The organism is Streptomyces sp. NPDC015139 (assembly GCF_043079785.1).
In the GTDB taxonomy this organism is placed as follows: Bacteria; Actinomycetota; Actinomycetes; order Streptomycetales; family Streptomycetaceae; genus Streptomyces; species Streptomyces albidocamelliae.
Window position 1 is genome coordinate 57,583 of record NZ_JBIBUW010000005.1, and the last position, 21,472, is coordinate 79,054.

General features: G+C 71.6%; 23 protein-coding genes. 10 read left to right on the plus strand and 13 right to left on the minus strand.

The annotated features are described in order from the left end of the window. Positions 1–73: 73 nt before the first annotated feature. Entirely contained in the window at positions 74–346 is a 273-nt protein-coding gene (locus ACF08B_RS15190; protein ID WP_093478198.1) for a hypothetical protein, read from the plus strand. Between the two features lie 19 nt (positions 347–365). On the opposite strand, the gene ACF08B_RS15195 is transcribed toward ACF08B_RS15190, so the two are convergent. The 4 genes from ACF08B_RS15195 to glnA form a co-directional block, all read right to left on the minus strand. Continuing rightward, positions 366–950 carry a hypothetical protein gene (locus ACF08B_RS15195; protein WP_392317774.1) on the minus strand — a complete coding sequence of 195 codons (585 nt, stop codon included), beginning with the start codon at positions 948–950 and terminating at the stop codon, positions 366–368. Positions 951–995: 45 nt separating this feature from the next. Next, the gene (gene htpX, locus ACF08B_RS15200; protein ID WP_392317775.1) at positions 996–1,916 is read right to left on the minus strand and encodes a zinc metalloprotease HtpX; all 921 of its coding nucleotides are present in this window, start codon (positions 1,914–1,916) and stop codon (positions 996–998) included. 130 nt (positions 1,917–2,046) lie between these two features. Then, positions 2,047–2,301 carry a hypothetical protein gene (locus ACF08B_RS15205; RefSeq protein ID WP_392317776.1) on the minus strand — a complete coding sequence of 85 codons (255 nt, stop codon included), beginning with the start codon at positions 2,299–2,301 and terminating at the stop codon, positions 2,047–2,049. A 214-nt stretch (positions 2,302–2,515) separates the two neighbouring features. Continuing rightward, positions 2,516–3,925: a type I glutamate--ammonia ligase gene (glnA, locus tag ACF08B_RS15210; protein ID WP_093478204.1), complete on the minus strand. Its 1,410-nt coding sequence runs from the start codon at positions 3,923–3,925 to the stop codon at positions 2,516–2,518. 210 nt (positions 3,926–4,135) lie between these two features. On the opposite strand from glnA, the gene ACF08B_RS15215 reads away from it, so the two are divergent. Further along, complete coding sequence (locus ACF08B_RS15215) at positions 4,136–4,603, plus strand: RDD family protein (protein ID WP_392317777.1); 468 nt, start codon at positions 4,136–4,138, stop codon at positions 4,601–4,603. A 113-nt stretch (positions 4,604–4,716) separates the two neighbouring features. On the opposite strand, the gene ACF08B_RS15220 is transcribed toward ACF08B_RS15215, so the two are convergent. Next, positions 4,717–6,363, minus strand: a complete 1,647-nt coding sequence (locus ACF08B_RS15220) for an FAD-dependent oxidoreductase (protein ID WP_392317778.1) — start codon at positions 6,361–6,363, stop codon at positions 4,717–4,719. Between the two features lie 195 nt (positions 6,364–6,558). On the opposite strand from ACF08B_RS15220, the gene ACF08B_RS15225 reads away from it, so the two are divergent. The 7 genes from ACF08B_RS15225 to ACF08B_RS15255 are packed head-to-tail and all read left to right on the plus strand — an operon-like array spanning position 6,559 to position 11,724. Further along, positions 6,559–7,644 carry a SchA/CurD-like domain-containing protein gene (locus tag ACF08B_RS15225; protein ID WP_392317779.1) on the plus strand — a complete coding sequence of 362 codons (1,086 nt, stop codon included), beginning with the start codon at positions 6,559–6,561 and terminating at the stop codon, positions 7,642–7,644. 58 nt (positions 7,645–7,702) lie between these two features. Then, a complete protein-coding gene (locus tag ACF08B_RS15230; protein ID WP_093480919.1) occupies positions 7,703–8,104 on the plus strand; it encodes a cupin domain-containing protein in 402 nt (133 codons plus the stop codon). Further along, on the plus strand, positions 8,101–9,360 hold the full coding sequence (locus ACF08B_RS15235) for a beta-ketoacyl-[acyl-carrier-protein] synthase family protein (RefSeq protein WP_392317780.1): 1,260 nt from the start codon (positions 8,101–8,103) through the stop codon (positions 9,358–9,360). The genes ACF08B_RS15230 and ACF08B_RS15235 overlap by 4 nt, the downstream gene beginning before the upstream one ends. Positions 9,361–9,367: 7 nt before the next feature. Beyond that, positions 9,368–10,612 carry a ketosynthase chain-length factor gene (locus ACF08B_RS15240; RefSeq protein ID WP_392317781.1) on the plus strand — a complete coding sequence of 415 codons (1,245 nt, stop codon included), beginning with the start codon at positions 9,368–9,370 and terminating at the stop codon, positions 10,610–10,612. 20 nt (positions 10,613–10,632) lie between these two features. Then, the gene (locus tag ACF08B_RS15245) at positions 10,633–10,887 is read left to right on the plus strand and encodes an acyl carrier protein (RefSeq protein ID WP_073893207.1); all 255 of its coding nucleotides are present in this window, start codon (positions 10,633–10,635) and stop codon (positions 10,885–10,887) included. Between the two features lies 1 nt (position 10,888). Then, a complete protein-coding gene (locus ACF08B_RS15250; RefSeq protein ID WP_392317782.1) occupies positions 10,889–11,368 on the plus strand; it encodes an SRPBCC family protein in 480 nt (159 codons plus the stop codon). 23 nt (positions 11,369–11,391) lie between these two features. Further along, a complete protein-coding gene (locus tag ACF08B_RS15255) occupies positions 11,392–11,724 on the plus strand; it encodes a TcmI family type II polyketide cyclase (protein WP_093696114.1) in 333 nt (110 codons plus the stop codon). A 73-nt stretch (positions 11,725–11,797) separates the two neighbouring features. On the opposite strand, the gene ACF08B_RS15260 is transcribed toward ACF08B_RS15255, so the two are convergent. The 6 genes from ACF08B_RS15260 to lipB form a co-directional block, all read right to left on the minus strand. After that, a complete protein-coding gene (locus ACF08B_RS15260; protein ID WP_392318137.1) occupies positions 11,798–12,793 on the minus strand; it encodes a methyltransferase in 996 nt (331 codons plus the stop codon). 130 nt (positions 12,794–12,923) lie between these two features. After that, the gene (locus ACF08B_RS15265) at positions 12,924–14,024 is read right to left on the minus strand and encodes a nitrous oxide reductase family maturation protein NosD (protein ID WP_392317783.1); all 1,101 of its coding nucleotides are present in this window, start codon (positions 14,022–14,024) and stop codon (positions 12,924–12,926) included. A 162-nt stretch (positions 14,025–14,186) separates the two neighbouring features. After that, the gene (locus tag ACF08B_RS15270) at positions 14,187–14,876 is read right to left on the minus strand and encodes a DUF4191 domain-containing protein (RefSeq protein WP_392317784.1); all 690 of its coding nucleotides are present in this window, start codon (positions 14,874–14,876) and stop codon (positions 14,187–14,189) included. 59 nt (positions 14,877–14,935) lie between these two features. Then, entirely contained in the window at positions 14,936–15,136 is a 201-nt protein-coding gene (locus tag ACF08B_RS15275) for a hypothetical protein (RefSeq protein WP_073893194.1), read from the minus strand. Between the two features lie 230 nt (positions 15,137–15,366). Further along, positions 15,367–16,332: a lipoyl synthase gene (gene lipA, locus ACF08B_RS15280; RefSeq protein WP_073893191.1), complete on the minus strand. Its 966-nt coding sequence runs from the start codon at positions 16,330–16,332 to the stop codon at positions 15,367–15,369. 108 nt (positions 16,333–16,440) lie between these two features. Beyond that, positions 16,441–17,238, minus strand: coding sequence for a lipoyl(octanoyl) transferase LipB (gene lipB / locus ACF08B_RS15285; protein ID WP_392317785.1), 798 nt, complete (start codon positions 17,236–17,238; stop codon positions 16,441–16,443). A gap of 237 nt (positions 17,239–17,475) precedes the next feature. Here lipB and ACF08B_RS15290 point away from each other — a divergent pair, with 237 nt between their 5' ends. Further along, on the plus strand, positions 17,476–18,933 hold the full coding sequence (locus ACF08B_RS15290; RefSeq protein WP_392317786.1) for a regulator: 1,458 nt from the start codon (positions 17,476–17,478) through the stop codon (positions 18,931–18,933). Between the two features lie 41 nt (positions 18,934–18,974). Here ACF08B_RS15290 and ACF08B_RS15295 read toward each other — a convergent pair whose 3' ends face one another. Together ACF08B_RS15295 and ACF08B_RS15300 are read right to left on the minus strand one after the other, a co-directional pair. Then, positions 18,975–20,339, minus strand: coding sequence for an NAD(P)/FAD-dependent oxidoreductase (locus ACF08B_RS15295; protein ID WP_392317787.1), 1,365 nt, complete (start codon positions 20,337–20,339; stop codon positions 18,975–18,977). 193 nt (positions 20,340–20,532) lie between these two features. Continuing rightward, on the minus strand, positions 20,533–21,429 hold the full coding sequence (locus tag ACF08B_RS15300; protein ID WP_392317788.1) for a TIGR01777 family oxidoreductase: 897 nt from the start codon (positions 21,427–21,429) through the stop codon (positions 20,533–20,535). Positions 21,430–21,472: the final 43 nt, after the last annotated feature.

The following is a 21,472-nucleotide window of genomic DNA, read 5'->3' on the forward strand; positions in this document are numbered from 1 at the left end:
ACGGCGCGAAGCCGACACACCCCACCCGTACCCCCTCGGCAGTACGCCGTCACTCACTCCACGGAGGTCCGAAATGCGTGGCATCGTCGCGTCCGGGACCGTCGTCCTGGTGATCCTCGGAATCGGGAACCATCTCTGGTGGCTCGCCGCCGTCGCGCTGCTCTACCTGTACGCGACGCACGGGCGCGGTTCGCCCGGCACACCGACCCCGCCCGCCGGAGCGGGCGCCGTCCCCGACAGCTACCGGACCTACCGCGAGCGCCGGGACCGGCAGGCCAGGTGGGAGCGCCGCTACCGGCGCGAGCGCCCCCTGCGGACCCGGCGGCAGGAACGGCAGAAGAGCTGATGAGCAGGGGCGCCCCCGGTCACAGGCCGGGGGCGCCCCAGACCGGGAACCAGCGGCTCAGGTCCTGCTCGATCCGCAGATCGTCCCCGAGCGCCGCCTTCACCCGCAGCTCCAGCGCGTTGTCCCGCCGCTCCGCGGCACCGGACAGCGGGGCGAACGGGTAGAAGGTGCCGCGCTTGTAGAGGTAGACAAGCGCCAGCCGGCGCCCGGCGTCGTCCGTGAACCCGGCAAGAGAGCACAGCAGCTGCGGGCCGAACCCGTTGACCTCCATCGAACTGTTCACCGCGTGCAGGTCGTTGACCAGTTGGGGCAGCTGGTCGGGGGCCCGCAGGGACACCAGCCAGGAGTAGCCGTAGTCGTCCTGCCGCAGCTCCACCGGCGGGCCGCTGCGGTCGGCGTCCGCGTCGAGCAGCGCCTGGACCTCCCGGTGGGTCTGCTCGAAGGCCGCCCCCTCCACCGTGGCGAAGCACACCGCCCCGTGCCCGGTGGGCGTGAACCCGGCCGCCGCCTGGAGGGTGACGGCCGCCGAGGGCAGCGCGAACAGCTGGTCGAGATCCGGTGCGACCGGCTTCGTACGCCCCAGCAGGATGTCCAGCAGCCCCAACGCTCAGCCCGCCTTCCGCAGTGCCGTCTCTGTGCCGTACGTCCCTCAGCCCGCCGTCCCTGGGGTCGCGGGCTCGCCCAGCTCCGTGGAGATCCGGCCCAGCTGGTCGAGCCGCTGCTGCAGGGTCGGGTGGGTGGAGAAGAACCGCTCGATGCCGGGCTCCCTGCCCGTCGCCGGGGTGAAGTAGAACGCGTTGAACGCCTGGGCCGTGCGCAGATCCTTGGTCGGGATCCGCGCGATCTCCCCGGTGACCTTGGTGAGCGCCGACGCCAGCGCCGAGGGGCGGCCGGTCAGGTGCGCGGCCGCCCGGTCGGCCGCCAGTTCCCGGTACCGGGACAGCGCGCGGATCAGCAGGAAGCTGAGCGCGTACACGGCCGCCGAGACACCGATCACGACGGCGAAGACGGCGGCCGTGTTCTGGTCCCTGCGGCCCCCGCCGAGCACCTGGGAGTAGAAGGCGAACCGCACGATCAGTCCCGCGATCACCCCGAGGAAGGACGCCACGGTGATCACGGCGACGTCCTTGTGCGCCACGTGCGACAGCTCGTGCGCGAGCACACCCTCCAGCTCGGCCGGCTCCAGCCGCCGCAGCAGGCCGGTGGTCACGCAGACCACCGCGTGGTCGGGGTTGCGCCCGGTGGCGAAGGCGTTCGGCATGTCCATCGCGGACACGGCGACCACCGGCTTCGGCATGTCCGCGATCGCGCACAGCCGGTCGACGACCGCGTGCAGCTCGGGGTACTCCTCGCGCTCCACCACCTGCCCGCGCATCGCGAACAGGGCGATCCGGTCGGAGAACCAGAACTGCGCCACGAACATCGCCCCGATCAGGACGACCACCAGCAGCCAGGACTTCAGCAGCACGATCAGCGCGGCGACGAACCCCACGTACAGCAGTCCGAGCAGGAACAGCGTCACACCCATGCGCACGGTCAGTCGCCGGTCGCTCCGGAAGCGGCTTCGCATGTTGCATCACCCCGCACTCACGCACTCGTCCCGCACTCCAGTGTGCACCTGCCGATTCCCATGAGGAGGTCGCGAACGGTCCTAGGAGCCGCAAAGACCGGTGGGGGTGCCCAGGGGGCCGGGGGTCCGCCTAGTAGGAGGCGTGCAGCTGCGCCCAGCCGATCACGATCATCACCACGGCCACGCAGCCGATCACGATGGCCGTCGACGCCCAGGACGTCCTGCGCGGGGGCGGGCCGGGGTCGGCGCGGAACGGCGCCGGGTCCGGCGGAGTCTCCTTCCAGCGCGCGGCGAGCATCCGGGCCCGGGCGGAGGGCTCCTTGTGCTCGGCCGAATTCGCCCACCTGTGATCGAACTCGCGCTCCCAGTCGTCCAATTCCGCCATCCCCGTTTCCTTCAGCCTCGTCCGACAGAGTCCGGAGGGATGATCCCCCGACAATAGGAATGCTGGGAAGCGGGAAAGGTTGCACACCGGTGCCCCGTGGCCCGGACGGACCCGCGTCACAAAAGCCGGTGGCCGGCTCTCCCGTGGGGGAGAGCCGGCCACCGGCCCACAGACGGTCCAGGTACGCGGATACCCGCTCTGACCTGGGGTGATGTCACACGTCGAAGTAGAGCTCGAACTCGTGCGGGTGCGGACGCAGCTGCAGCGGGGCGATCTCGTTGGTGCGCTTGAAGTCGATCCACGTCTCGATCAGGTCGGACGTGAAGACGTCGCCCTGGAGGAGGAACTCGTGGTCGGCCTCGAGCGAGTCGAGGACGGCGTTCAGCGAGGTCGGGACCTGGGCGACGTTCGCGTGCTCCTCGGGAGCCAGCTCGTACAGGTCCTTGTCGATCGGCTCGGCCGGCTCGATCTTGTTCTTGATGCCGTCCAGACCCGCGAGCAGCAGCGCCGAGAAGGCCAGGTACGGGTTGCCGGAGGAGTCCGGGGCGCGGAACTCGACGCGCTTGGCCTTCGGGTTCGAGCCGGTGATCGGGATACGCATCGCGGCGGAGCGGTTGCGCTGCGAGTACACCAGGTTGATCGGCGCCTCGAAGCCCGGCACCAGGCGGTGGTACGAGTTCACCGTCGGGTTGGTGAAGGCGAGCAGCGACGGGGCGTGCTTGAGGACGCCGCCGATGTAGTAGCGGGCGGTGTCCGACAGGCCCGCGTAACCGGCCTCGTCGTAGAACAGCGGGTCGCCGTTGCTCCACAGCGACTGGTGCACGTGCATGCCCGAGCCGTTGTCACCGAAGATCGGCTTCGGCATGAAGGTCGCGGTCTTGCCGTTGCGCCAGGCCACGTTCTTCACGATGTACTTGAAGAGCTGGAGGTCGTCCGCGGCGGCGAGCAGCGTGTTGAACTTGTAGTTGATCTCCGCCTGGCCGGCGGTGCCCACCTCGTGGTGCTGGCGCTCGACCTTCAGGCCCTGCTTGTCCAGCTCCAGGGAGATCTCGGCGCGCAGGTCGGCGAAGTGGTCGACCGGCGGGACCGGGAAGTAGCCGCCCTTGTAGCGGACCTTGTACCCGCGGTTGTCCTCCAGAGCGCCGGTGTTCCAGGCACCCGCCTCGGAGTCGATGTGGTAGAAGGACTCGTTCGCCGAGGTGGCGAAACGCACGCTGTCGAAGACGTAGAACTCGGCCTCGGGACCGAAGTACGCAGTGTCGGCGATACCGGTCGACGCCAGGTACGCCTCGGCCTTCTTCGCCACGTTGCGCGGGTCACGGGAGTACTGCTCACCCGTGATCGGGTCGTGGATGAAGAAGTTGATGTTGAGCGTCTTGTCCCGGCGGAACGGGTCGATGCGCGCGGTGGACAGGTCGGGGCGCAGAGCCATGTCCGACTCGTGGATGGCCTGGAAACCACGGATCGACGACCCGTCGAAGGCCTGCTCGTCGTCGGGGTCGAACGCCTCCGCGGGCAACGTGAAGTGCTGCATGACGCCCGGCAGGTCGCAGAAACGGACGTCGACGAACTTGACGTCCTCGTCCGCGATGTACTTCTTGGCCTCGTCGGCGTTCTGGAACATCCAGCTCCTCCTACTCCCGACCGTCGACGCCGGGGTGGTAGATCGTTCGTGCGGCCAGTGCGGTGGCACACGCTGGTCTCGACCCTAGGGACGGGTGATTTCTCGGGCGTGACCCGTTTGTTTCGCAGAAGTTAACCGGCCACGTGTCCACCGTAGCCCCGACACACCCCTGCGCGTAGTGCCCGAAACCGGGCGCAGTACCGTGGTCGGGTGGACAACAGGCAGGCAATCGGATCGTGGCTCTCCGGGCCCCGCGCGGCCATGGAGGACGCCGGAGCCGACTTCGGCTACCGGGGTGAGCAGCTCGGGCTCCCGCAGGAGGGACCGAACTCGCTCGCACGGCCCGGGCGGCGCCTCGGCGCGATCGCCGTGGACTGGGCGCTGTGCGTCCTGATCGCATACGGCCTGATCACGCATGGCAACGGCCCCGCTACCGGCAACTGGGCGCTCGGCGTGTTCTTCGTGCTGAGCGTGCTCACCGTCGGCACTATCGGCTTCACCCCGGGCAAGCGTCTCTTCGGCATCCGGGTGGTCGCGCTGGAGACCGGCACGGTCAGCCCGCCGCGCTCCCTGCTGCGCACGGTCCTGCTCTGCCTGGCGATCCCCGCCCTCGTCTGGGACCGCGACGGCCGCGGCCTGCACGACCGCCTCGCGAAGACGGTCGAGGTGCGCATCTGACGCCTCCGCATCGCCCGGGTCCCCGGCATCGGGCTCGCCGCGGGGCCCCCGAGCAGCGAGAAGGCCACCCGCACCGACCGGCGCGGGTGGCCTTCCTCCTTGCGCGCCCCGGCTCAGCCCGTGTGCAGCACCGCCGCCAGGACCTGCCTGAGCTCCGCCTCCGCGTCCGCCGCGGCCCCGGAGGCGCGCCAGGCGACGAACCCGTCCGGGCGGACCAGCACCGCCCCGTCGGGCACCGTGCCGTGGACCGCGCTCCAGTCGTCGCCGTCCGCGTCGTACACCAGGTCGGCGTCCGCGCCCGCTCCGACACGGTACGCGTCCAGCCGTACCCCGTCCGTGCCGGCGATGCGGCGTGCCGCGGCGTGCCAGGCCGCGCCCGCGGCCGAGCCGGCGTCGCTGAGCAGCACCAGTGACCGCTCGTAGAGGTCGAGGGTGGAGAGCCGTTCGCCCGACCGGCGCAGCCACATGTGGGGCGCCCGGGTGCCCGGCTCCCCGGTCAGGCGCATCCCGTCGGGCACGACCGGCTGCGCGGGGTCGGCGCCCACGACGGCACCCTCCGGGTAGCGGTAGCCGAGGACGACGTTGAGGATGCCGCCGCGCTTGCCGCCGCCGATGCCGGGGGCGGGGGCGAATCCGGGGTGGCTGTGCTCCACGGACCGGGCCGAGGCGCGGGCGCTGGTGGCCAGGGCCACGGGCCGGCGCTCGGTGTCGTACGTGCCGAGCAGCCCCGGTCCGGCCCACCCGTCGAGGACGGCGGCCAGCTTCCAGGCCAGGTTGTGGGCGTCCTGGATGCCGGTGTTGGAACCGAAGGCACCGGTCGGGGACATCTCGTGCGCGGAGTCGCCCGCCAGGAACACCCGGTCGGCCGCATACCTCTCGGCGACGCGCTCCGCGGCACGCCAGGACGCCTTGCCGGTGATCTCCACGTCGAGGTCGGGGACACCGACGGCACGGCGGATGTGCCGGCGCAGCCGCTCCTCGGTGAACTCGTCGAGCGTCTCGCCGTTTTCGGGGTGCCAGGGGGCGTGGAAGACCCAGTGCTCCTTGTTGTCGACGGGCAGCAGCGCGCCGTCGGCCTCGGGGTCGGTGAGGTAACAGCAGATGAAGCGCCGGTCGCCCACGACGTCGGCGAGCAGCTTGGACCGGAAGGTGACGCTGACGTTGGCGAAGAGGTCGCCGGGACCGGTCTGGCCGATGCCGAGCCGGCCCCGGACGGGGCTGCGCGGGCCGTCGGCCGCGACCAGGTAGTTGGCGCGGACCGTGTAGAGGTCGTCGCTGTCACGGTCGCGGACGTACGCCGTCACTCCTTCGGGGTCCTGGGCGAAGGACTCCAGCTCGTGGAAGTAGCGCAGGTCGCCGCCGAGTGCGCGGGCCCCCTTCAGCAGCACCGGTTCGAGGTCGTTCTGGCTGCACAGGCACCACCCCGTGGGGCTGAACCGCGCCAGCCCGCCGCCGGGGTCGATCTCCTTGAACAGCCACTCCCCGGCGTCGCCGGCGAGGGTCGGCGTCTGGAGGATGCCGTGGTTGTCGGCGAGGAGCGAGGCGGCCGTCTTGATGTCGGCTTCGACGCCGGCACCCCGGAACAGCTCCATCGTCCGCACGTTGTTGCCGCGTCCGCGCGGGTGGATCGAGGTTCCCGAGTGCCGCTCGACGAGCATGTGCCGTACGCCGAGACGGCCCAGGAACAGGGACAGGGACAGGCCCACCAGAGAGCCGCCCACGACGAGGACGGGAACCTGGTGATCGGCTTTCTGCTGCATCAAGGACTCCTGAGGCAGTGGTGGGGGGTGAGGGGGTGTCGGAATCTCCATGCCCCCTGGGAGGGGTTACGCGTGCTCAATCACCCGCGTGGTTCACGCGAGTCGCGCACTCCGGGGGAGCGGCACAGGATCAAAAAGCGCTGACGTCGTGTCATCGGCGGCGGCCACCTCTGCCCCTGCGAAGGAGATGTCCACATGACCACCACGCCGGAGAAGATTTCCGAAGAGCTGACGCGCCAGGTGTCGAAGAGGGTTTCCCAGTCCGTGTTCGACGGCTCCCGCCTCCGGGTGGTCCTGCTGGTGGACGTGTACGACGGCGCCCAGCAGCAGTTCCTGGAGGCCTACGAGGAGATGGGCAAGCAGGTCTCGTCCGTACCCGGACACGTCAGCGACCAGCTGTGCCAGTCGATCGAGAACCCCTCCCAGTGGCTCATCACCAGCGAGTGGGAGAGCGCCCCGCCGTTCCTCGCCTGGGTGAACAGCGAGGAGCACGTCCAGATGGTGCAGCCGATGCACAGCTGCATCCGCGACACCCGGTCGCTGCGCTTCCACGTGGTCCGCGAGACGGGTGGCGAGAAGACCAGCGCCCAGGCCGCGCAGCGCAGGCTCCAGAGCTCCCCGCGGATCGGCGACGGAGTGATCCGGCACGCGCTCACCTTCACCGTCCGCCCGGGCAGCGAGAAGAAGGTCGCGGAGATCCTGTCGAACTACGCCTCGCCCGAGGCGCGGGTCGACGACACCACCCGCCTGTGCCGCACCTCCCTCTTCATGCACGGCAACCGGGTGATCCGGGCCATCGAGGTCCGCGGCGACCTGCTCGCGGCGCTGCGCCACGTCGCCCGGCAGCCCGAGGTCCGCGCGGTCGAGGAGGCCATCAACCCGTACCTGGAGCAGGAGCGGGACCTCAACGACCAGGAGTCCGCGCGGGTGTTCTTCACCCGGGCGGCGCTGCCGGCCGTGCACCACGTCACCGCGGACGAACTCCCCGAGGGCGAGCGGTACGCGCTGTACTACCCGGCCCGGCCGGGCTGCGGGATGGAACTCGCGGAGATCCTCGCCCGCCAGGACGAGTCCGCGGCCGAGGACCCGGCGGGCCCGGTGCTGGGCAGCACGATCTTCCAGCGGGACGACGTCGTCGTCCGGCTGGTCGACGTACGGCCCGGCCTGGGCGTCGACGCGGCCCTGCCGAAGGCCGGGGCCCAGGCCCCGCTCAAGGCCCTGCTGGACGGCGACACCGTCCGCATGGAGCTCATCACCGACCGCCGCTCGCCGGACGCCTGACCCGGCAGGCACAGCACACCAACGGAGGAACGTCGTGATCAAACCCCTTCCGAAGATCGTGGACCTCAGCGAGGTCGAGCCCAACACCCGGCGCGGCGGCGACCTGCGTGCCATGCTCACCCCGGCCACGGTGGGTTCCACCAGCGGCTTCATGGGCGTGGCCATCATCAACCCGGGCGACCGCATCGCCGAGCACTACCACCCGTACTCCGAGGAGTTCGTCTACGTCGTCTGCGGCCAGCTGGAGGTCGACCTGGACGGCGAGCCGCACCTGCTCCGGCCGGAGCAGGGCCTGATGATCCCCATCAACATGCGCCACCGCTTCCGCAACGTCGGCAAGGTGGAGGCGCGGATGGTCTTCCACCTGGGGCCGCTCGCCCCGCGGCCGGCCCTGGGCCACGTCGACACGGAGGAGACGGAGCCCGTCCCCGTCGCCGAGCGGGAACAGGTCCGCTCATGACCCGGCGCGTGGCGGTCACCGGCATAGGCATCGTGGCTCCGGGCGGGATCGGCGTGCCGGCGTTCTGGAATCTGCTGGCCGACGGCCGTACCGCGACGCGGGGCATCACGTTCTTCGACCCGTCCGGGCTGCGGTCCCGGATCGCCGCCGAGTGCGACTTCGACCCGGCCGCGTACGGCCTGGACGCCGACCAGATCGAGCGGGCGGACCGGTACATACAGTTCGCCCTGGTCGCGGGCGAGGAGGCGGTGCTGGACTCGGGGCTCGACCTCGGCCGGGAGAACCCCTGGCGGGTCGCGGTCTCCCTGGGCACCGCGGTCGGCGGCACCACCCGGCTGGAGAACGACTACGTCCTCGTCAGCCACCGCGGTGAGCGCTGGGACGTCGACCACACCGAGGCGCGGCCCCAGCTGCACCGGGCGTTCTCGCCGAGCACCGTGGCCTCCGCGGTGGCGGAACGTTTCGGCGCCCAGGGACCCGTGCAGACCGTGTCCACCGGCTGCACCTCCGGCCTGGACGCCGTCGGCTACGCCTTCCACACCGTCCAGGAAGGCCGGGCCGACATATGCATCGCGGGGGCGTCGGACTCCCCGATCTCGCCGATCACCATGGCGTGCTTCGACGCGATCAAGGCCACGTCCCCGAACAACGACGACCCCGCGCACGCCTCCCGGCCCTTCGACAACGACCGTGACGGGTTCGTCATGGGCGAGGGCGGCGCGGTGCTCGTCCTGGAGGAGCTGGAGCACGCCCGGGCTCGCGGCGCCCACGTGTACTGCGAGCTGGGCGGCTACTCCACCTTCGGCAACGCCTACCACATGACCGGCCTGACCAAGGAAGGTCTGGAGATGGCGCGGGCCATCGAGACCGCCCTGGACCAGTCGCGGCTCGACCCGACGGCGATCGACTACGTCAACGCGCACGGCTCCGGCACCCGCCAGAACGACCGCCACGAGACGGCGGCCGTGAAGAAGGCGCTCGGCCACCACGCCTACGACACCCCGATGAGCTCCATCAAGTCCATGGTGGGGCACTCCCTCGGGGCGATCGGCGCCATCGAACTGGTCGCGTGCGTGCTGGCCCTCGCCAAGCAGGTCGTACCGCCGACCGCCAACTACGAGATCCCCGACCCCGAGTGCGACCTGGACTACGTCCCGCGCGTCGCCCGCGAACGGAAGCTGAGCAGCGTGCTGTCCGTGGGCAGCGGATTCGGCGGCTTCCAGTCCGCGGTGATCCTGACCCGGCCGAGGGAGTGAGGACACGATGAGCGAACCACAGGACCGGCGTGCGGCCGTCACCGGAATCGGGGTGGTCGCGCCCAACGGCACCAGCACCGACACCTTCTGGAAGGCCACCCAGGAGGGCCTCAGCGTCCTCGGCCCTGTCACCCGCGAGGGCTGCGAGGACCTTCCCCTCAAGGTGGCCGGCGAGGTCCGCGCCTTCGAGCCGGCCGACACCATCGAGGAGCGCTTCCTCGTCCAGACCGACCGGTTCACGCACTACGCCATGGCCGCGGCCGACTTCGCCCTGGAGGACGCCCGGCTCGGCCAGGCCGACACCTCCGAGGCGCCGTACTCCATCGGCGTGGTCACCGCGGCCGGCTCCGGCGGCGGCGAGTTCGGCCAGCGCGAACTCCAGCGACTGTGGGGCAAGGGCAGCCGGTTCGTGGGCCCCTACCAGTCCATCGCCTGGTTCTACGCGGCGAGCACCGGCCAGGTGTCCATCCGGCGCGGCTTCAAGGGGCCCTGCTCGGTCGTCGCCTCCGACGAGGCCGGCGGCCTGGACGCCCTCGCCCACGCGGCACGGGCGGTACGGCGCGGCACCGACGTGATCGTGGCGGGCTCCACCGAGGCGCCGCTCGCCCCGTACTCGATGGTCTGCCAGCTCGGCTACGACGAGCTGAGCCGCGAGACGGACCCGTCCCGGGCCTACCGCCCGTTCACGGACGGGGCGTGCGGGTTCGTGCCGGCCGAGGGCGGCGCGATGCTCGTGGTCGAGGCCGCCGGTGCCGCGCGGGAGCGCGGTGCCCCCGTCCGGGCGGTCGTGGCGGGCCACGGTGCCACCTTCACCGGCGCCTCCCGCTGGGCGGACACCCGGGAGGGTCTCGCCCAGGCCGTCCGGCAGGCCCTCGCGGAGGCCGACTGCGCCCCCGAGGAGATCGACGTCGTCTTCGCCGACGCCCTCGGGGTGCCGGAGGCGGACCGGGCCGAGGCGCTGGCGCTCGCCGACGCCCTCGGCGCGCACGGCACCCGGGTGCCGGTCACGGCCCCGAAGACGGGGACCGGCCGCGGCTACTGCGCGGCTCCCGTGCTGGACACCGCGGCGGCCGTGCTCGCGATGGAACACGGCCTGGTCCCGCCGACGCCGAACGTCTTCGACGTCTGCCACGACCTCGACCTCGTGACGGGCCGCGCCCGGGTCGCCGAACTGCGGACGGCGCTGGTCCTCAGCCGTGGACTCATGGGGTCCAACTCGGCACTGGTGCTGCGGCACGGCGCCGCGCACTGAGCACAGCAAGGAGGAAGCACATGTCGCAGATCACCGTGGAAGAACTCGCCGCGCTGATGAAGAAGGCCGCCGGGGTGACCGTCAGCCCGCAGCAGCTCACGGAGAAGCCGGACACCGGCTTCGACGTCCTCGGCGTCGACTCGCTGGGCCTGCTCGGCATCGTCGGCGAGCTGGAGAACGCGCACGGCACCCCGATGCCGGTCGACGCCGAGCGCTGCAAGACGCCCCAGCAGTTCCTGAACCTCGTCAACACCACCCTGATGGCAGGAGCCTGAGATGGCAGGACACACCCAGAACGAGATCACCATCGCCGCCCCGCTCGACCTGGTCTGGGACATGACCAACGACCTGGAGCGGTGGCCGCAGCTGTTCAGCGAGTACGCGTCGGTGGAGATCATCTCCCAGCAGCGCAACCGGACGAAGTTCCGGCTGACCATGCACCCGGACGACAACGGCACCGTGTGGAGCTGGGTCTCCGAGCGTGAGCCGGACCGCGACACCCTCACCGTCAAGGCGCGCCGGGTCGAGACCGGGCCCTTCGACCACATGGACATCCACTGGCGGTACGAGGAGGTCCCCGCCGGCACCCGGATGGTGTGGACGCAGGACTTCGCGATGAAGCCGGACGCACCGGTCGACGACGACTGGATGACCGACAACATCAACAAGAACTCCAAGGTCCAGATGGCCCTGATCCGGGACAAGATCGAGAAGGCGGCCGCCGGTCACCGGCCCGCCCCGGCGCTGGCCGACTGAGCCGGACGACAGGAGAAGAGACCGTGCACCAGGCCCTGATCGTCGCCCGCATGGCCCCGGGTTCCGCCCCCGACATCGCCAAGGTGTTCGCGGAGTCCGACCGGGGAGAGCTGCCGCACCTCGTCGGAGTCGTCCGGCGCAGCCTCTTCCAGTTCGGCGACGTGTACATGCACCTCATCGAGTCCGAGCGCGACCCGGGACCGGCGATCGCCAAGGTCACCTCGCACCCCGAGTTCACCGAGGTCAGCGAGCGCCTCACGGCGTACGTCAGCGCGTACGACCCGGAGACCTGGCGGTCCCCCAAGGACGCGATGGCCCAGCGCTTCTACCTCTGGGAGCGCGACGCCCGCGGCTGACCCTCCGTCCGGCCACCGGTGCCGGGCCCGCGTCCGACGCGGGCCCGGCACCGGTGTTCTCGGGGGAGTGCGCTCACGCGGGGACGATGCAGTCGAACGCGTGCAGGTAGGGATTGACCGGCCGGATGTCGTTGACGGTCAGGCCCGCCGCCTGCAGCCGCTCGACCATGCTCTTCGTGGTGTGCTTGGCGCCGCCGACGTTCATGAGCAGCAGCAGGTCCATGGCGGTGCTGAACCGCATCGACGGGGTGTCGTCGACGAGGTTCTCGATGACCACGACCCGGGCGCCGGGGCCGCCCGCACCGATCACGTTGCGCAGCAGCCTGGACGTGGACTCGTCGTCCCACTCCAGGATGTTCTTGATGATGTAGACGTCGGCGTCGACCGGGACGGACACCCGGACGTCACCCGGCACGATGTGCGCCCGGTCGGCGAGGTCGCCGCCCGGCCGCAGCCGCGCCACCGCCTTCTCCACCACCCGCGGCAGGTCGAGCAGATGGCCCCGCATCGCCGGGTACTTGTCCAGCAGGCTGGCCACCACGTGCCCCTGGCCGCCGCCGATGTCCGCGACCGACGAGCTGCCGGACAGGTCGAGCAGCGCGGCGACGTCACGGGCCGACTGCTCGCTGGAGGTCGTCATCGCCCGGTTGAAGACGTCCGCCGACTCGGGGGCGTCCTCGTTCAGGTAGACGAAGAACTCCTTGCCGTAGAGGTCCTCGATCACGTTCCGGCCGGAGCGCACGGCCTCGTCCAGCTTGGGCCAGGCGTCCCAGGTCCAGGGCTCGGTGCACCACAGCGAGATGTAGCGCAGGCTGTTCGGGTCGTCCTCGCGCAGCAGCCGGGACATCTCGGTGTGGGCGAACGTCCCGTCCGGCCGCTCGGCGAAGACGCCGTAGCAGGACAGGGCGCGCAGGAGCCGGCGCAGCGGCTTCGCTTCCACCTTCACCGAGGCGGCGAGGCTCTCGACGGTCATGGGGGCGTCCCCGAGTGCGTCGGCGACGCCCAGCCGGGCGGCCGCGCGGACGGCGGCGGCGCACGCCGCCCCGAACACGAGCTCCCGCAGCCGCATCGACGGCGGAGGGGTGGGGGCCGCCCCCTGGGCGGACGGGGCCGAGAGCTCGGGGGATGGTGCGGTCATGTGCCGCCTTCCTTCCTTGCGTGGGTCTGGTACGGCGCGTGGGTCGGGTACGGCCGTCCGGTCAGCACAGGCCCGCGGGCTTCGAGGCCCGGCAGGAGTTGCCGTCGAACGCGTTGGCGCTCTTGGTGGATTCCTGGTTGACGAGGTCCGCCGGGGAGTTCTCCTCCAGCCAGTTGCCGGTGATCCGGTTCCGCTCGCTGGTGACGCCCACGAAGCTCTTGAACAGGACGATGCCGCCCGAGAGCGGGGACTTGCCGGAGTGGCCGGTGACCACGTTCCGCGTCACCAGGGCCTTCTCGGTACCGGTCAGGACGATGCCGGAGCCCTTCAGGTAGGGCAGCCGGGCGGTCTTCGCGCAGTACTTGTTGTTCCGCACGACGTGGTTGCCGGTGACGGTCAGGCTGCCCGCCTTCGGCTTGTTCTCGTCCCCGACGACGAACACGCCCGCGCAGTTGCCGGTGACGTAGTTGTGCGTGACGGTGAGGTTGCGCAGGCGGCGCACGGTGACGCCGATCCGGTTGTCCTCCAGGCGGTTGCGCTCGACCACGGCACCCTTGCTGTCCGTGGCGCCTTCCTCGGCCTTCACGTTGTTGGCGAGGAACAGGCCGGCGTCACCGTTGCGCCGGGCGGTGTTCTCCCGGAACTCACCGCGGGTGGAGTGCTCCTGGGCGATGCCCCACTGGCCGTTGTCGTCGGCGGTCACCCGTTCCACGGTCAGCCGGTCGGTGCCCATCGACCACAGGCCGATCCTGCTGAATCCGCTCACCTTCAGGTCGGCGACGGTGACGTTCTTCAGGGGGGTGTTCTTCCCCCCGACCACACAGACGCCGTTGCCGCCCTCGAGGCAGCTGACGGAGGCCCTGGCGCCCCGTGCCGACTTCGCGGAGTGCGCAGCGGCCTTCTTCTTCACCGGCTCGATCACCGTGCGGGGGCCCACGCCCCGCAGGGTCAGTCCGGGCGTCCTGACCGTGACGCTCTCGTGGTAAGTGCCGGCCAGCACGAGCACCGTGTCGCCGGTCTTGGCGGCGTCGACCGCCTTCTGGATGGACTCACCAGGATTCACCACATGGATCCGGTGGGCGGCCGACGCGGGGGTGGTGCCGGCCAGGGCGCCGATGAGTGCCGTCGTGCATGCGAGGTACGAGATATGGCGTTTTGTCACATTCGGCAGGCTACGAGCGCATGAGCCGATTACCGGCTGGATACTCCGTTCGGCGGCGTGTCATCCGTGCGGGTACGACAAGGCGGCGCCCACCCGTCCGGACCGCAGTCCGGAGCAGGTGGGCGCCGCGTCACAGGTCGGCGAGCCGCCGGGGTCGCCGGGTCAGCGCCCCTTCGGCATCCGCATGCCCTTGGGCATCGGCCCCTTGGGCACCGGCATGTTGCTCATCAGGTCGCCCAGGGCGCGCAGCCGGTCGTTGGTGGCGGTCACCTGGGGGCCGGTCAGCACGCGCGGGTACTTCAGCAGGGTCGTGCGCAGCTTCTTCAGCCCGACCTGGCCCTCGCCGTCGCCGACGATCACGTCGTGCACCGGGACGTCCGCGACGATGCGGTTCATCTTCTTCTTCTCGGCGGCCAGCAGGCTCTTCACCCGGTTCGGGTTGCCCTCGGCGACGAGCACGATGCCGGCCTTGCCGACCGCCCGGTGCACCACGTCCTGGCTGCGGTTCATCGCCACCGCCGGGGTGGTCGTCCAGCCTCGGCCGATGTTGTCCAGCACGGCCGCCGCGGCGCCCGGCTGGCCCTCCATCTGGCCGAAGGCGGCGCGCTCGGCCCGGCGGCCGAACACGATCGCCGTCGCCAGCAGGGCGATCAGCAGGCCGAAGATGCCCACATAGACCGGGTGGCCGATCAAGAAGCCGATCGCGAGGAAGACACCGAGGGTGCCGATGCCGACGGCCGCGAGTACAAGACCGATCTTCTTGTCGGCCTTGCGGGTCATCTTGTACGTGAGGGCGATCTGCTTCAGTCGCCCTGCGTTCGCGGCGTCCGCCGCGGTTTCCTTCCTCGCCATGCCACGAAGTCTACGTGCCTCCGGAAGCGCCGACGACGGCAGTGCCGGTGCGAGGGGGTTCAGGAGCGGACGGCGGCCTGCTGCTCCAGGACGCGCTGCGCCTCGACCCGGTCCTTGGCGCGGCGGCGGTCCTCCAGCACGGAGGTCCAGGCGTTGCGGCGGGCGGTGCGCTGACCGCTGCTCATGAGCAGGGACTCGACGGCGCGGAGCGCGTCGGTGAAGGACGGGATGGCGGTGGCGCGAACGGGCGCGGCCTGCATGATCGAGGTCCCCCCTCGGGACGGGTGGTGTACGAGGCGTGATACCAGAGTCACTGATTGGTGTTACCAGGACGTGACCGAGCGGTCAAACGCCAATGAAACCTTGATGCGGAACCCTCGAACGCCGACGCGGCCCTGACGGTCGCCCTCATCAGCGAGGACGGTCAGGACCGCGTCGTCTCGGCCATTACTGGCCAGTAGCTACTTGTGCGTGAATTCACACGCTCGGCTCACACCGCCTGGCCGGCGATGTACGCGCCACGCTTCTCGACGGCCATCCGGTAGAGGCGCCCGGCGCGGTACGAGGACCGCACGAGCGGCCCCGACATGACGCCGGAGAAGCCGATCTGCTCGGCCTCCTCCTTCAGCTCCACGAACTCGTGGGGCTTGACCCAGCGCTCCACGGGGTGGTGCCGGACGGAGGGGCGCAGGTACTGGGTGATGGTGACCAGCTCGCAGCCCGCGTCGTGCAGCTGCCGCAGCGCCTCGCCGACCTCCTCGCGGGTCTCGCCCATGCCGAGGATCAGGTTGGACTTCGTGACCAGACCGTAGTCGCGGGCCTCGGTGATGACCTTCAGGGAGCGCTCGTAGCGGAAGCCGGGGCGGATGCGCTTGAAGATGCGGGGGACCGTCTCGACGTTGTGCGCGAACACCTCGGGGCGGGCGGAGAAGACCTCCGCCAGCTGCTCGGGGACCGCGTTGAAGTCGGGGGCGAGGAGCTCGACCTTGGTGTGCCCGCCCTCGCGGCCGGCCGTCTGCGCGTGGATCTGGCGCACGGTCTCGGCGTACAGCCAGGCGCCGCCGTCCTCCAGGTCGTCGCGGGCGACGCCGGTGATGGTCGCGTAGTTCAGGTCCATGGTGACCACGGACTCACCCACGCGGCGCGGCTCGTCGCGGTCGAGCGCCTCGGGCTTGCCGGTGTCGATCTGGCAGAAGTCGCAGCGCCGGGTGCACTGGTCGCCGCCGATGAGGAAGGTCGCCTCGCGGTCCTCCCAGCACTCGTAGATGTTCGGGCAGCCGGCTTCCTGGCAGACCGTGTGCAGGCCCTCGCTCTTCACGAGGTTCTGCATCTTCGTGTACTCGGGACCCATTTTCGCCCGGGTCTTGATCCACTCGGGCTTGCGCTCGATGGGGGTCTGGCTGTTGCGGACCTCCAGGCGCAGCATCTTGCGTCCGTCGGGTGCGACTGCGGACACGACCGGCTCCCTAAGCTTTGATTCCTCGGCGCACACCAGGGTACGCCCGTGTTCCTTACGCCCTGACGGTCAGGACAACCTCACGGATGCAGGGCGCATTCCCTTCGGTCAGGCGGTCGCCTTCTCGATCACGCGGGGTGCGAGCTCCGCGTGCTCCAGGATGTCCTTCAGGTGCTTCTCGACCACCGGCAGGACCTCCTCGATCGTGAGGTCCCGGCCCAGCTCGGCCGCGAGGGAGGCGACGCCGGCGTCCCGGATGCCGCACGGGATGATCCGGTCGAACCACTTGTTGTCCGGGTTCACGTTGAGGGCGAAACCGTGCATCGTGACGCCCTTCGCGACGCGGATGCCGATCGCGGCGATCTTGCGGTCCTCGCGCCGCTGGCCCGCGTTGGAGGGGGCGTACTCGGGGCCGTTCAGCCGGGGGTCGAACTCCTCGTCGGCCAGCCGCGGGTCGAGGTCCAGGGACAGTCCGCCGAGCGCGGGCCGCCGCTCCACCGGGTCGCCGAGCACCCACACCCCGCTGCGGCCCTCGACCCGGGTGGTCTCCACGCCGAACTCGGCGCAGGTGCGGATGAGGGCCTCCTCCAGGCGGCGCACATGGGCGACGACGTCCACCGGGCGGGGCAGCTTCTGGATCGGGTAGCCCACCAGCTGGCCCGGCCCGTGCCAGGTGATCTTGCCGCCGCGGTCCACGTCGATCACGGGGGTGCCGTCCAGCGGGCGCTCGCTGTCCGCGGTGCGGCGGCCGGCCGTGTACACCGGGGGGTGCTCCAGCAGCAGCACGGTGTCCGGGACCTCGTCGGCGAACCGGGCCGCGTGCACCCGGCGCTGCTCGTCCCACGCCTCCTGGTACTCGACGGCGTCCGCACCGAACCCCATGCGGACGAACCGCAACTCACTCACGGCAAGCGCCTCCCTCAGCGACCGGTGTCAGGCGCGTGGCGCGCCCACGCCACTGTACGTCCGGCCGGCGTACGTCAGCCGTGGGGCCAATCCTCACACGATCGGATGAATCGCTGGGGAACTATGCGATCGTCTGCTCACTCTCCGCTACATTCGCGCCGTTCGTGAGGGCAAAAGGGCTGCTCACAGGCAATCCCGGCACTTCACAAGCCCGGAAGGCAGGAGACCGTACCGCAGATGACGGACCGACCCGCGCAGCGCACCCCCAACCGCCAGCTCGCCGCGCTCATCGCAGAAGCGGGGTTCTCCAACGCGGGTCTGGCTCGTCGCGTCGACCAGCTCGGCCTGGAGCACGGGCTGGACCTCAGATACGACAAGACCTCGGTCACCCGCTGGCTGCGCGGGCAGCAGCCGCGCGGCACGACCCCCGCCCTCATCGCCGAGGTGTTCACGCGCCGGCTCGGCCGCCGGCTCACCGCCCAGGACCTCGGCCTGGACGCCTGCGCCCCGGTGTACGCCGGGCTGGAGTTCGCGGCCACCCCGGAGGAGGCCGTCGACATCGTCAGCGGGCTGTGGCGCAAGGACTCCGGCAGCCACGCCGAGCTGCGGAAGATCGCCTTCACCCCGGCGGGCCTCGTGGTGCCGAGCCGGGACTGGCTGATCGGCAAGCCCGACGACCGGGTGGCCCGTGAACCGGCGCCCCGGGTGCCCGCGCAGGGGAGGCCGGCCGCGGCCAAGCCCCTGCCGCTCGCCCCGGCGCGGGTGCGCGGGCACGCGGAACGGGCCACCGGCCACCGGGTCTCCGGCGGCGACATCGCCGCGCTGCGCTCGGTCGGCGAGCTGTTCCGCACCCTCGACGACCGCTTCGGCGGCGGCCACGCCCGGCAGGCCCTGGTGCGCTATCTGGAGCACGAGTGCGAGTCGATGCTGCGCGGCAGCTACGACGAGCACACCGGCCGCCGCCTGTTCGCGGCCGCGGCGGACCTCACCCGGCTCGCGGGCTGGACGTCGTACGACATCGCCGCGCACGGGCTCGCCCAGCGCTACTTCGTCCAGGCCCTGCGGCTCGCCCAGGCGGCCGGCGACCGCCCCTACGGCTCCTACGTCCTCGTCACCATGAGCCGTCAGGCCGTCTACCTGGGCCACGGCCGGGAGGCCGTGCAGCTGGCCCGGGTGGCCCAGCAGGGCGTCGGCACCGGCGCCCCGCCGGTCGTCCAGGCGCTGCTGCACGCGTCCGAGGCGAGGGCGCACGGCGTCCTGGGCGAGGTGCGGGCGTGCACCGCCGCGCTGGTCCGCGCCGAGCGGGCCCTGGAGGCGGCCCGGCCGGGGGACGAGGTGCCGTACTGGGCGAGGTTCTTCGACGAGGCGCAGCTCGCCGACGAGCTGGGGCACTGCCACCGCGATCTCCAGCAGTTCCGGGCCGCCGCGCAGCACGCCGAGCGCTCCCTGCAACTGCGCGCCCCCTCCTACGCGCGCAGCCGCCTGTTCTGCCGGGTCGTCCTCGCCACCGCCCGGCTCGGCCTCGGCGAACTCGACCAGGCCTGCGCGCTGGCCGCGGAGGCCGCGGGCCAGGCGGCGGAGATGCGGAGCGCCCGCGCGGTGGAGTACGTCAGGGACTTCGAACGCCGGCTGGAGCCGTACCGGGACGCGGCGCCGGTGCGCGGCTACCGGGAGAAGGTGGCCGCCCTGGGCTGAGTGGGGGCGCGCGGCTGCCCGCCCGCCCCCGTAGGGGTGCGCTACGCCGCCCTCGGCAGCGTCGGAGCCGGGTCGGCCCGGTGCATCGAACCCGTGGCGCCGAGGTCCGTGAGGATCGCCGCGGCGGCCCGGTGGGCCGAGTGCAGGGCGCCCTGGACGGTGCTGGTGTCCCGGTGGTCGCCGCACACGTACAGTCCGGCCAGCAGCCGCACCGGCCGGCGCAGGTCGTGCGGCGGGCGCATCGCCGCCACCGCATCCGGCGTGTGGTGCACGGCCAGCGTCTCCCAGCGGCGCGTGGAGGTGCCGTAGAGGCGGGAGAGATGGATGCGGACCGCCGTGTCCACGCTCTCCGGCGGCCTGCCCAGCACCGTCGAGGAGATCAGCACGCGTCCGGCCGGCGCCCGGCTCGGGTCCACGTTGCTGAGCACCGCCGTGTGCGCCACCGGCCCGCCCCGGTCGGCGTCCAGCAGCAGCGAGGTACCGGCCGCGAGGGACGCCGAGGGCTCGTCGGTGGTGTGGTGGACGACGGTCACCGGGTGGAAGTCCGGCACCCGGAGCCCGGGCAGCAGCTGCGCGGCGGCCCGGGCGTCGGTCGCCAGCAGTACGGCCCGGCAGCGGATCTCCCCGTGCTCGGCGGTGGTCACCGAGGTCGTGGACACGGAGGTGACCCGCACCCCGGTGTGCACGGTGCCGGCCGGCAGCGCCCGCGCCAGCAGCTCCGGCAGCATCTCGGCGCCGCCCTCCGGGACGCACAGCCGCCCGCTCGCGAAGGCCCGCAGCGCCAGGTCGGCACACCGGCTGGACGTGCTCAGCTCGGGATCGCACAGCAGCGCGGCGAGCAGCGGACGCAGGAAGCCGTCGATGGTCCGGGCGGGCACCCCGCGCTGGGCGAGGGCCTGGGCGGCGGGCATCTCGGGGCGGGCCAGGATGCGCTCGACGGGCATCGAGGCGATCCGCCCGAGCGCGGCGCCCAGCCGCGCCTGGTCCACCGCGCCGCCCACCGGCGCACCGGCCCGGCCGGGCGCGACCGCCGGGTTCCGAGGGGCGCTCGCCAGGGCGCGCACCGCGTGGAGTGCGCCCCTTGCGCTCCCTCCGGCCGCCGGTGCGCCCGCGCGGTGGGTGCGTCCGTCGCGATGCAGGAGGACGCCCGGCGCGAACCGGCGCACGGGCAGGGATTCCAGGCCCGGCGTCAGCCGGAGTTCGGGAAAGGACGTGGACAGCAGCTGCCCTATGCGGTCGAGCCGGAAGCCGTCGACCTTCTCCGTCGACATCCGGCCGCCCGCACAGGGAGCGGCTTCCAGGACTGCGGTCGTGATTCCTGCGCTGGTCAGCCGATGAGCCGCCGAGAGGCCGGCGATTCCGGCTCCCACGATGACGACGTCCACCTGGTACACGGGCTCAAGCACGAGGCCCCTCCTGTGGTTGCGCGGCCGGTGGAGACGTCATGCCCCCAACAGGCTTCGGGGATACCCGAGTTCGGGTCGAGGTTAGGGCTCCTACCGGTCAGGTTCAGTCGCGCATCGACAGAGCACGGTCGCATGGAGGTCGCATACGGTCACGTCCGTTCTCCGGTGTTACAGGCGCCGTTCCCCGGCCGGCTCAGCCCGCCGCACGGATCGCGTCGTCGATGCCCGGGAACGCGAACCGGAACCCCGACTCCAGCAGCCGCGCGGGCACCACCCGCTGACTGCCCAGCACATCCCCGGCCAGCTCGCCCAGCGCCGCCCGCAGCACCGGCGCCGGCACCGGGAACAGGGCCGGACGGCGCAGCACCCGGGCCATCGCCTCCGTGATCTCACGGTTCGTCAGCGGCTCGGGCGCCGTCAGGTTGAACGGACCGGACAGCGTCCCCTCGTCGATGAGGTGCCGGATCGCCGCGACCTCGTCGGCCAGCGCGATGAACGACCAGTACTGCCGGCCGTCGCCGAGCCGCCCCCCGAGCCCCGCCTTGAACAGCGGGAACAGCCGTCCCCAGGCACCGCCGCCGCGCGCCACCACCAGCCCCGTCCGCACGAACACCGTCCGCACGCCCGCCTCCTCGGCCGGCGCCGCCGCCTCCTCCCACTCCACGCACAGCGACGGCAGGAAACCGTCGCCCGGCGGGGCGCTCTCGTCCACCACCCGGTCACCGGTGTCGCCGTAGAAGCCGATCGCGCTGCCGCTGACGAACACCCGCGGCGGCTCCGCCAGCGAGGCGACCGCCTCCGCCAGCGCCGCCGTGCCCAGCACCCGGCTGTCCCGGATCAGCCGCTTGTACTCCTCGGTCCAGCGCCGGTCGCCGATCCCGGCCCCGGCCAGGTCGACCACCGCGTCACAGCCGATCAGCCCCGCCGCGTCCACGGAGCCCCGCTCCGGATCCCAGCGGACCTCCTCCGGACCCCGGGGCGCACGGCGCACCAACCGGACCACCTCGTGCCCGTCGGCGGTCAGTGACCGGACCAGGGCGCTGCCGATGAGACCGGACGCACCGGCCACCGCGATTCGCGAACGTTCCATGACCCCAGCATGACCGCAGGGCCCGCGCGTAACCCGGTGGGAC

What these genes read in the sequence shown, in the direction of transcription:
- ACF08B_RS15260 (WP_392318137.1), bottom strand. Translation starts at nt 12,793, where the DNA reads ATGCGGCTGCGGGAGCTCGTGTTCGGGGCGGCGTGCGCCGCCGCCGTC.
- ACF08B_RS15235 (WP_392317780.1), top strand. Translation starts at nt 8,101, where the DNA reads ATGACCCGGCGCGTGGCGGTCACCGGCATAGGCATCGTGGCTCCGGGC.
- ACF08B_RS15250 (WP_392317782.1), top strand. Translation starts at nt 10,889, where the DNA reads ATGGCAGGACACACCCAGAACGAGATCACCATCGCCGCCCCGCTCGAC.
- ACF08B_RS15270 (WP_392317784.1), bottom strand. Translation starts at nt 14,876, where the DNA reads ATGGCGAGGAAGGAAACCGCGGCGGACGCCGCGAACGCAGGGCGACTG.
- ACF08B_RS15225 (WP_392317779.1), top strand. Translation starts at nt 6,559, where the DNA reads ATGACCACCACGCCGGAGAAGATTTCCGAAGAGCTGACGCGCCAGGTG.
- ACF08B_RS15205 (WP_392317776.1), bottom strand. Translation starts at nt 2,301, where the DNA reads ATGGCGGAATTGGACGACTGGGAGCGCGAGTTCGATCACAGGTGGGCG.
- ACF08B_RS15300 (WP_392317788.1), bottom strand. Translation starts at nt 21,429, where the DNA reads ATGGAACGTTCGCGAATCGCGGTGGCCGGTGCGTCCGGTCTCATCGGC.
- ACF08B_RS15240 (WP_392317781.1), top strand. Translation starts at nt 9,368, where the DNA reads ATGAGCGAACCACAGGACCGGCGTGCGGCCGTCACCGGAATCGGGGTG.
- ACF08B_RS15220 (WP_392317778.1), bottom strand. Translation starts at nt 6,363, where the DNA reads ATGCAGCAGAAAGCCGATCACCAGGTTCCCGTCCTCGTCGTGGGCGGC.
- ACF08B_RS15245 (WP_073893207.1), top strand. Translation starts at nt 10,633, where the DNA reads ATGTCGCAGATCACCGTGGAAGAACTCGCCGCGCTGATGAAGAAGGCC.
- ACF08B_RS15275 (WP_073893194.1), bottom strand. Translation starts at nt 15,136, where the DNA reads ATGCAGGCCGCGCCCGTTCGCGCCACCGCCATCCCGTCCTTCACCGAC.
- ACF08B_RS15190 (WP_093478198.1), top strand. Translation starts at nt 74, where the DNA reads ATGCGTGGCATCGTCGCGTCCGGGACCGTCGTCCTGGTGATCCTCGGA.
- glnA (WP_093478204.1), bottom strand. Translation starts at nt 3,925, where the DNA reads ATGTTCCAGAACGCCGACGAGGCCAAGAAGTACATCGCGGACGAGGAC.
- htpX (WP_392317775.1), bottom strand. Translation starts at nt 1,916, where the DNA reads ATGCGAAGCCGCTTCCGGAGCGACCGGCGACTGACCGTGCGCATGGGT.
- ACF08B_RS15290 (WP_392317786.1), top strand. Translation starts at nt 17,476, where the DNA reads ATGACGGACCGACCCGCGCAGCGCACCCCCAACCGCCAGCTCGCCGCG.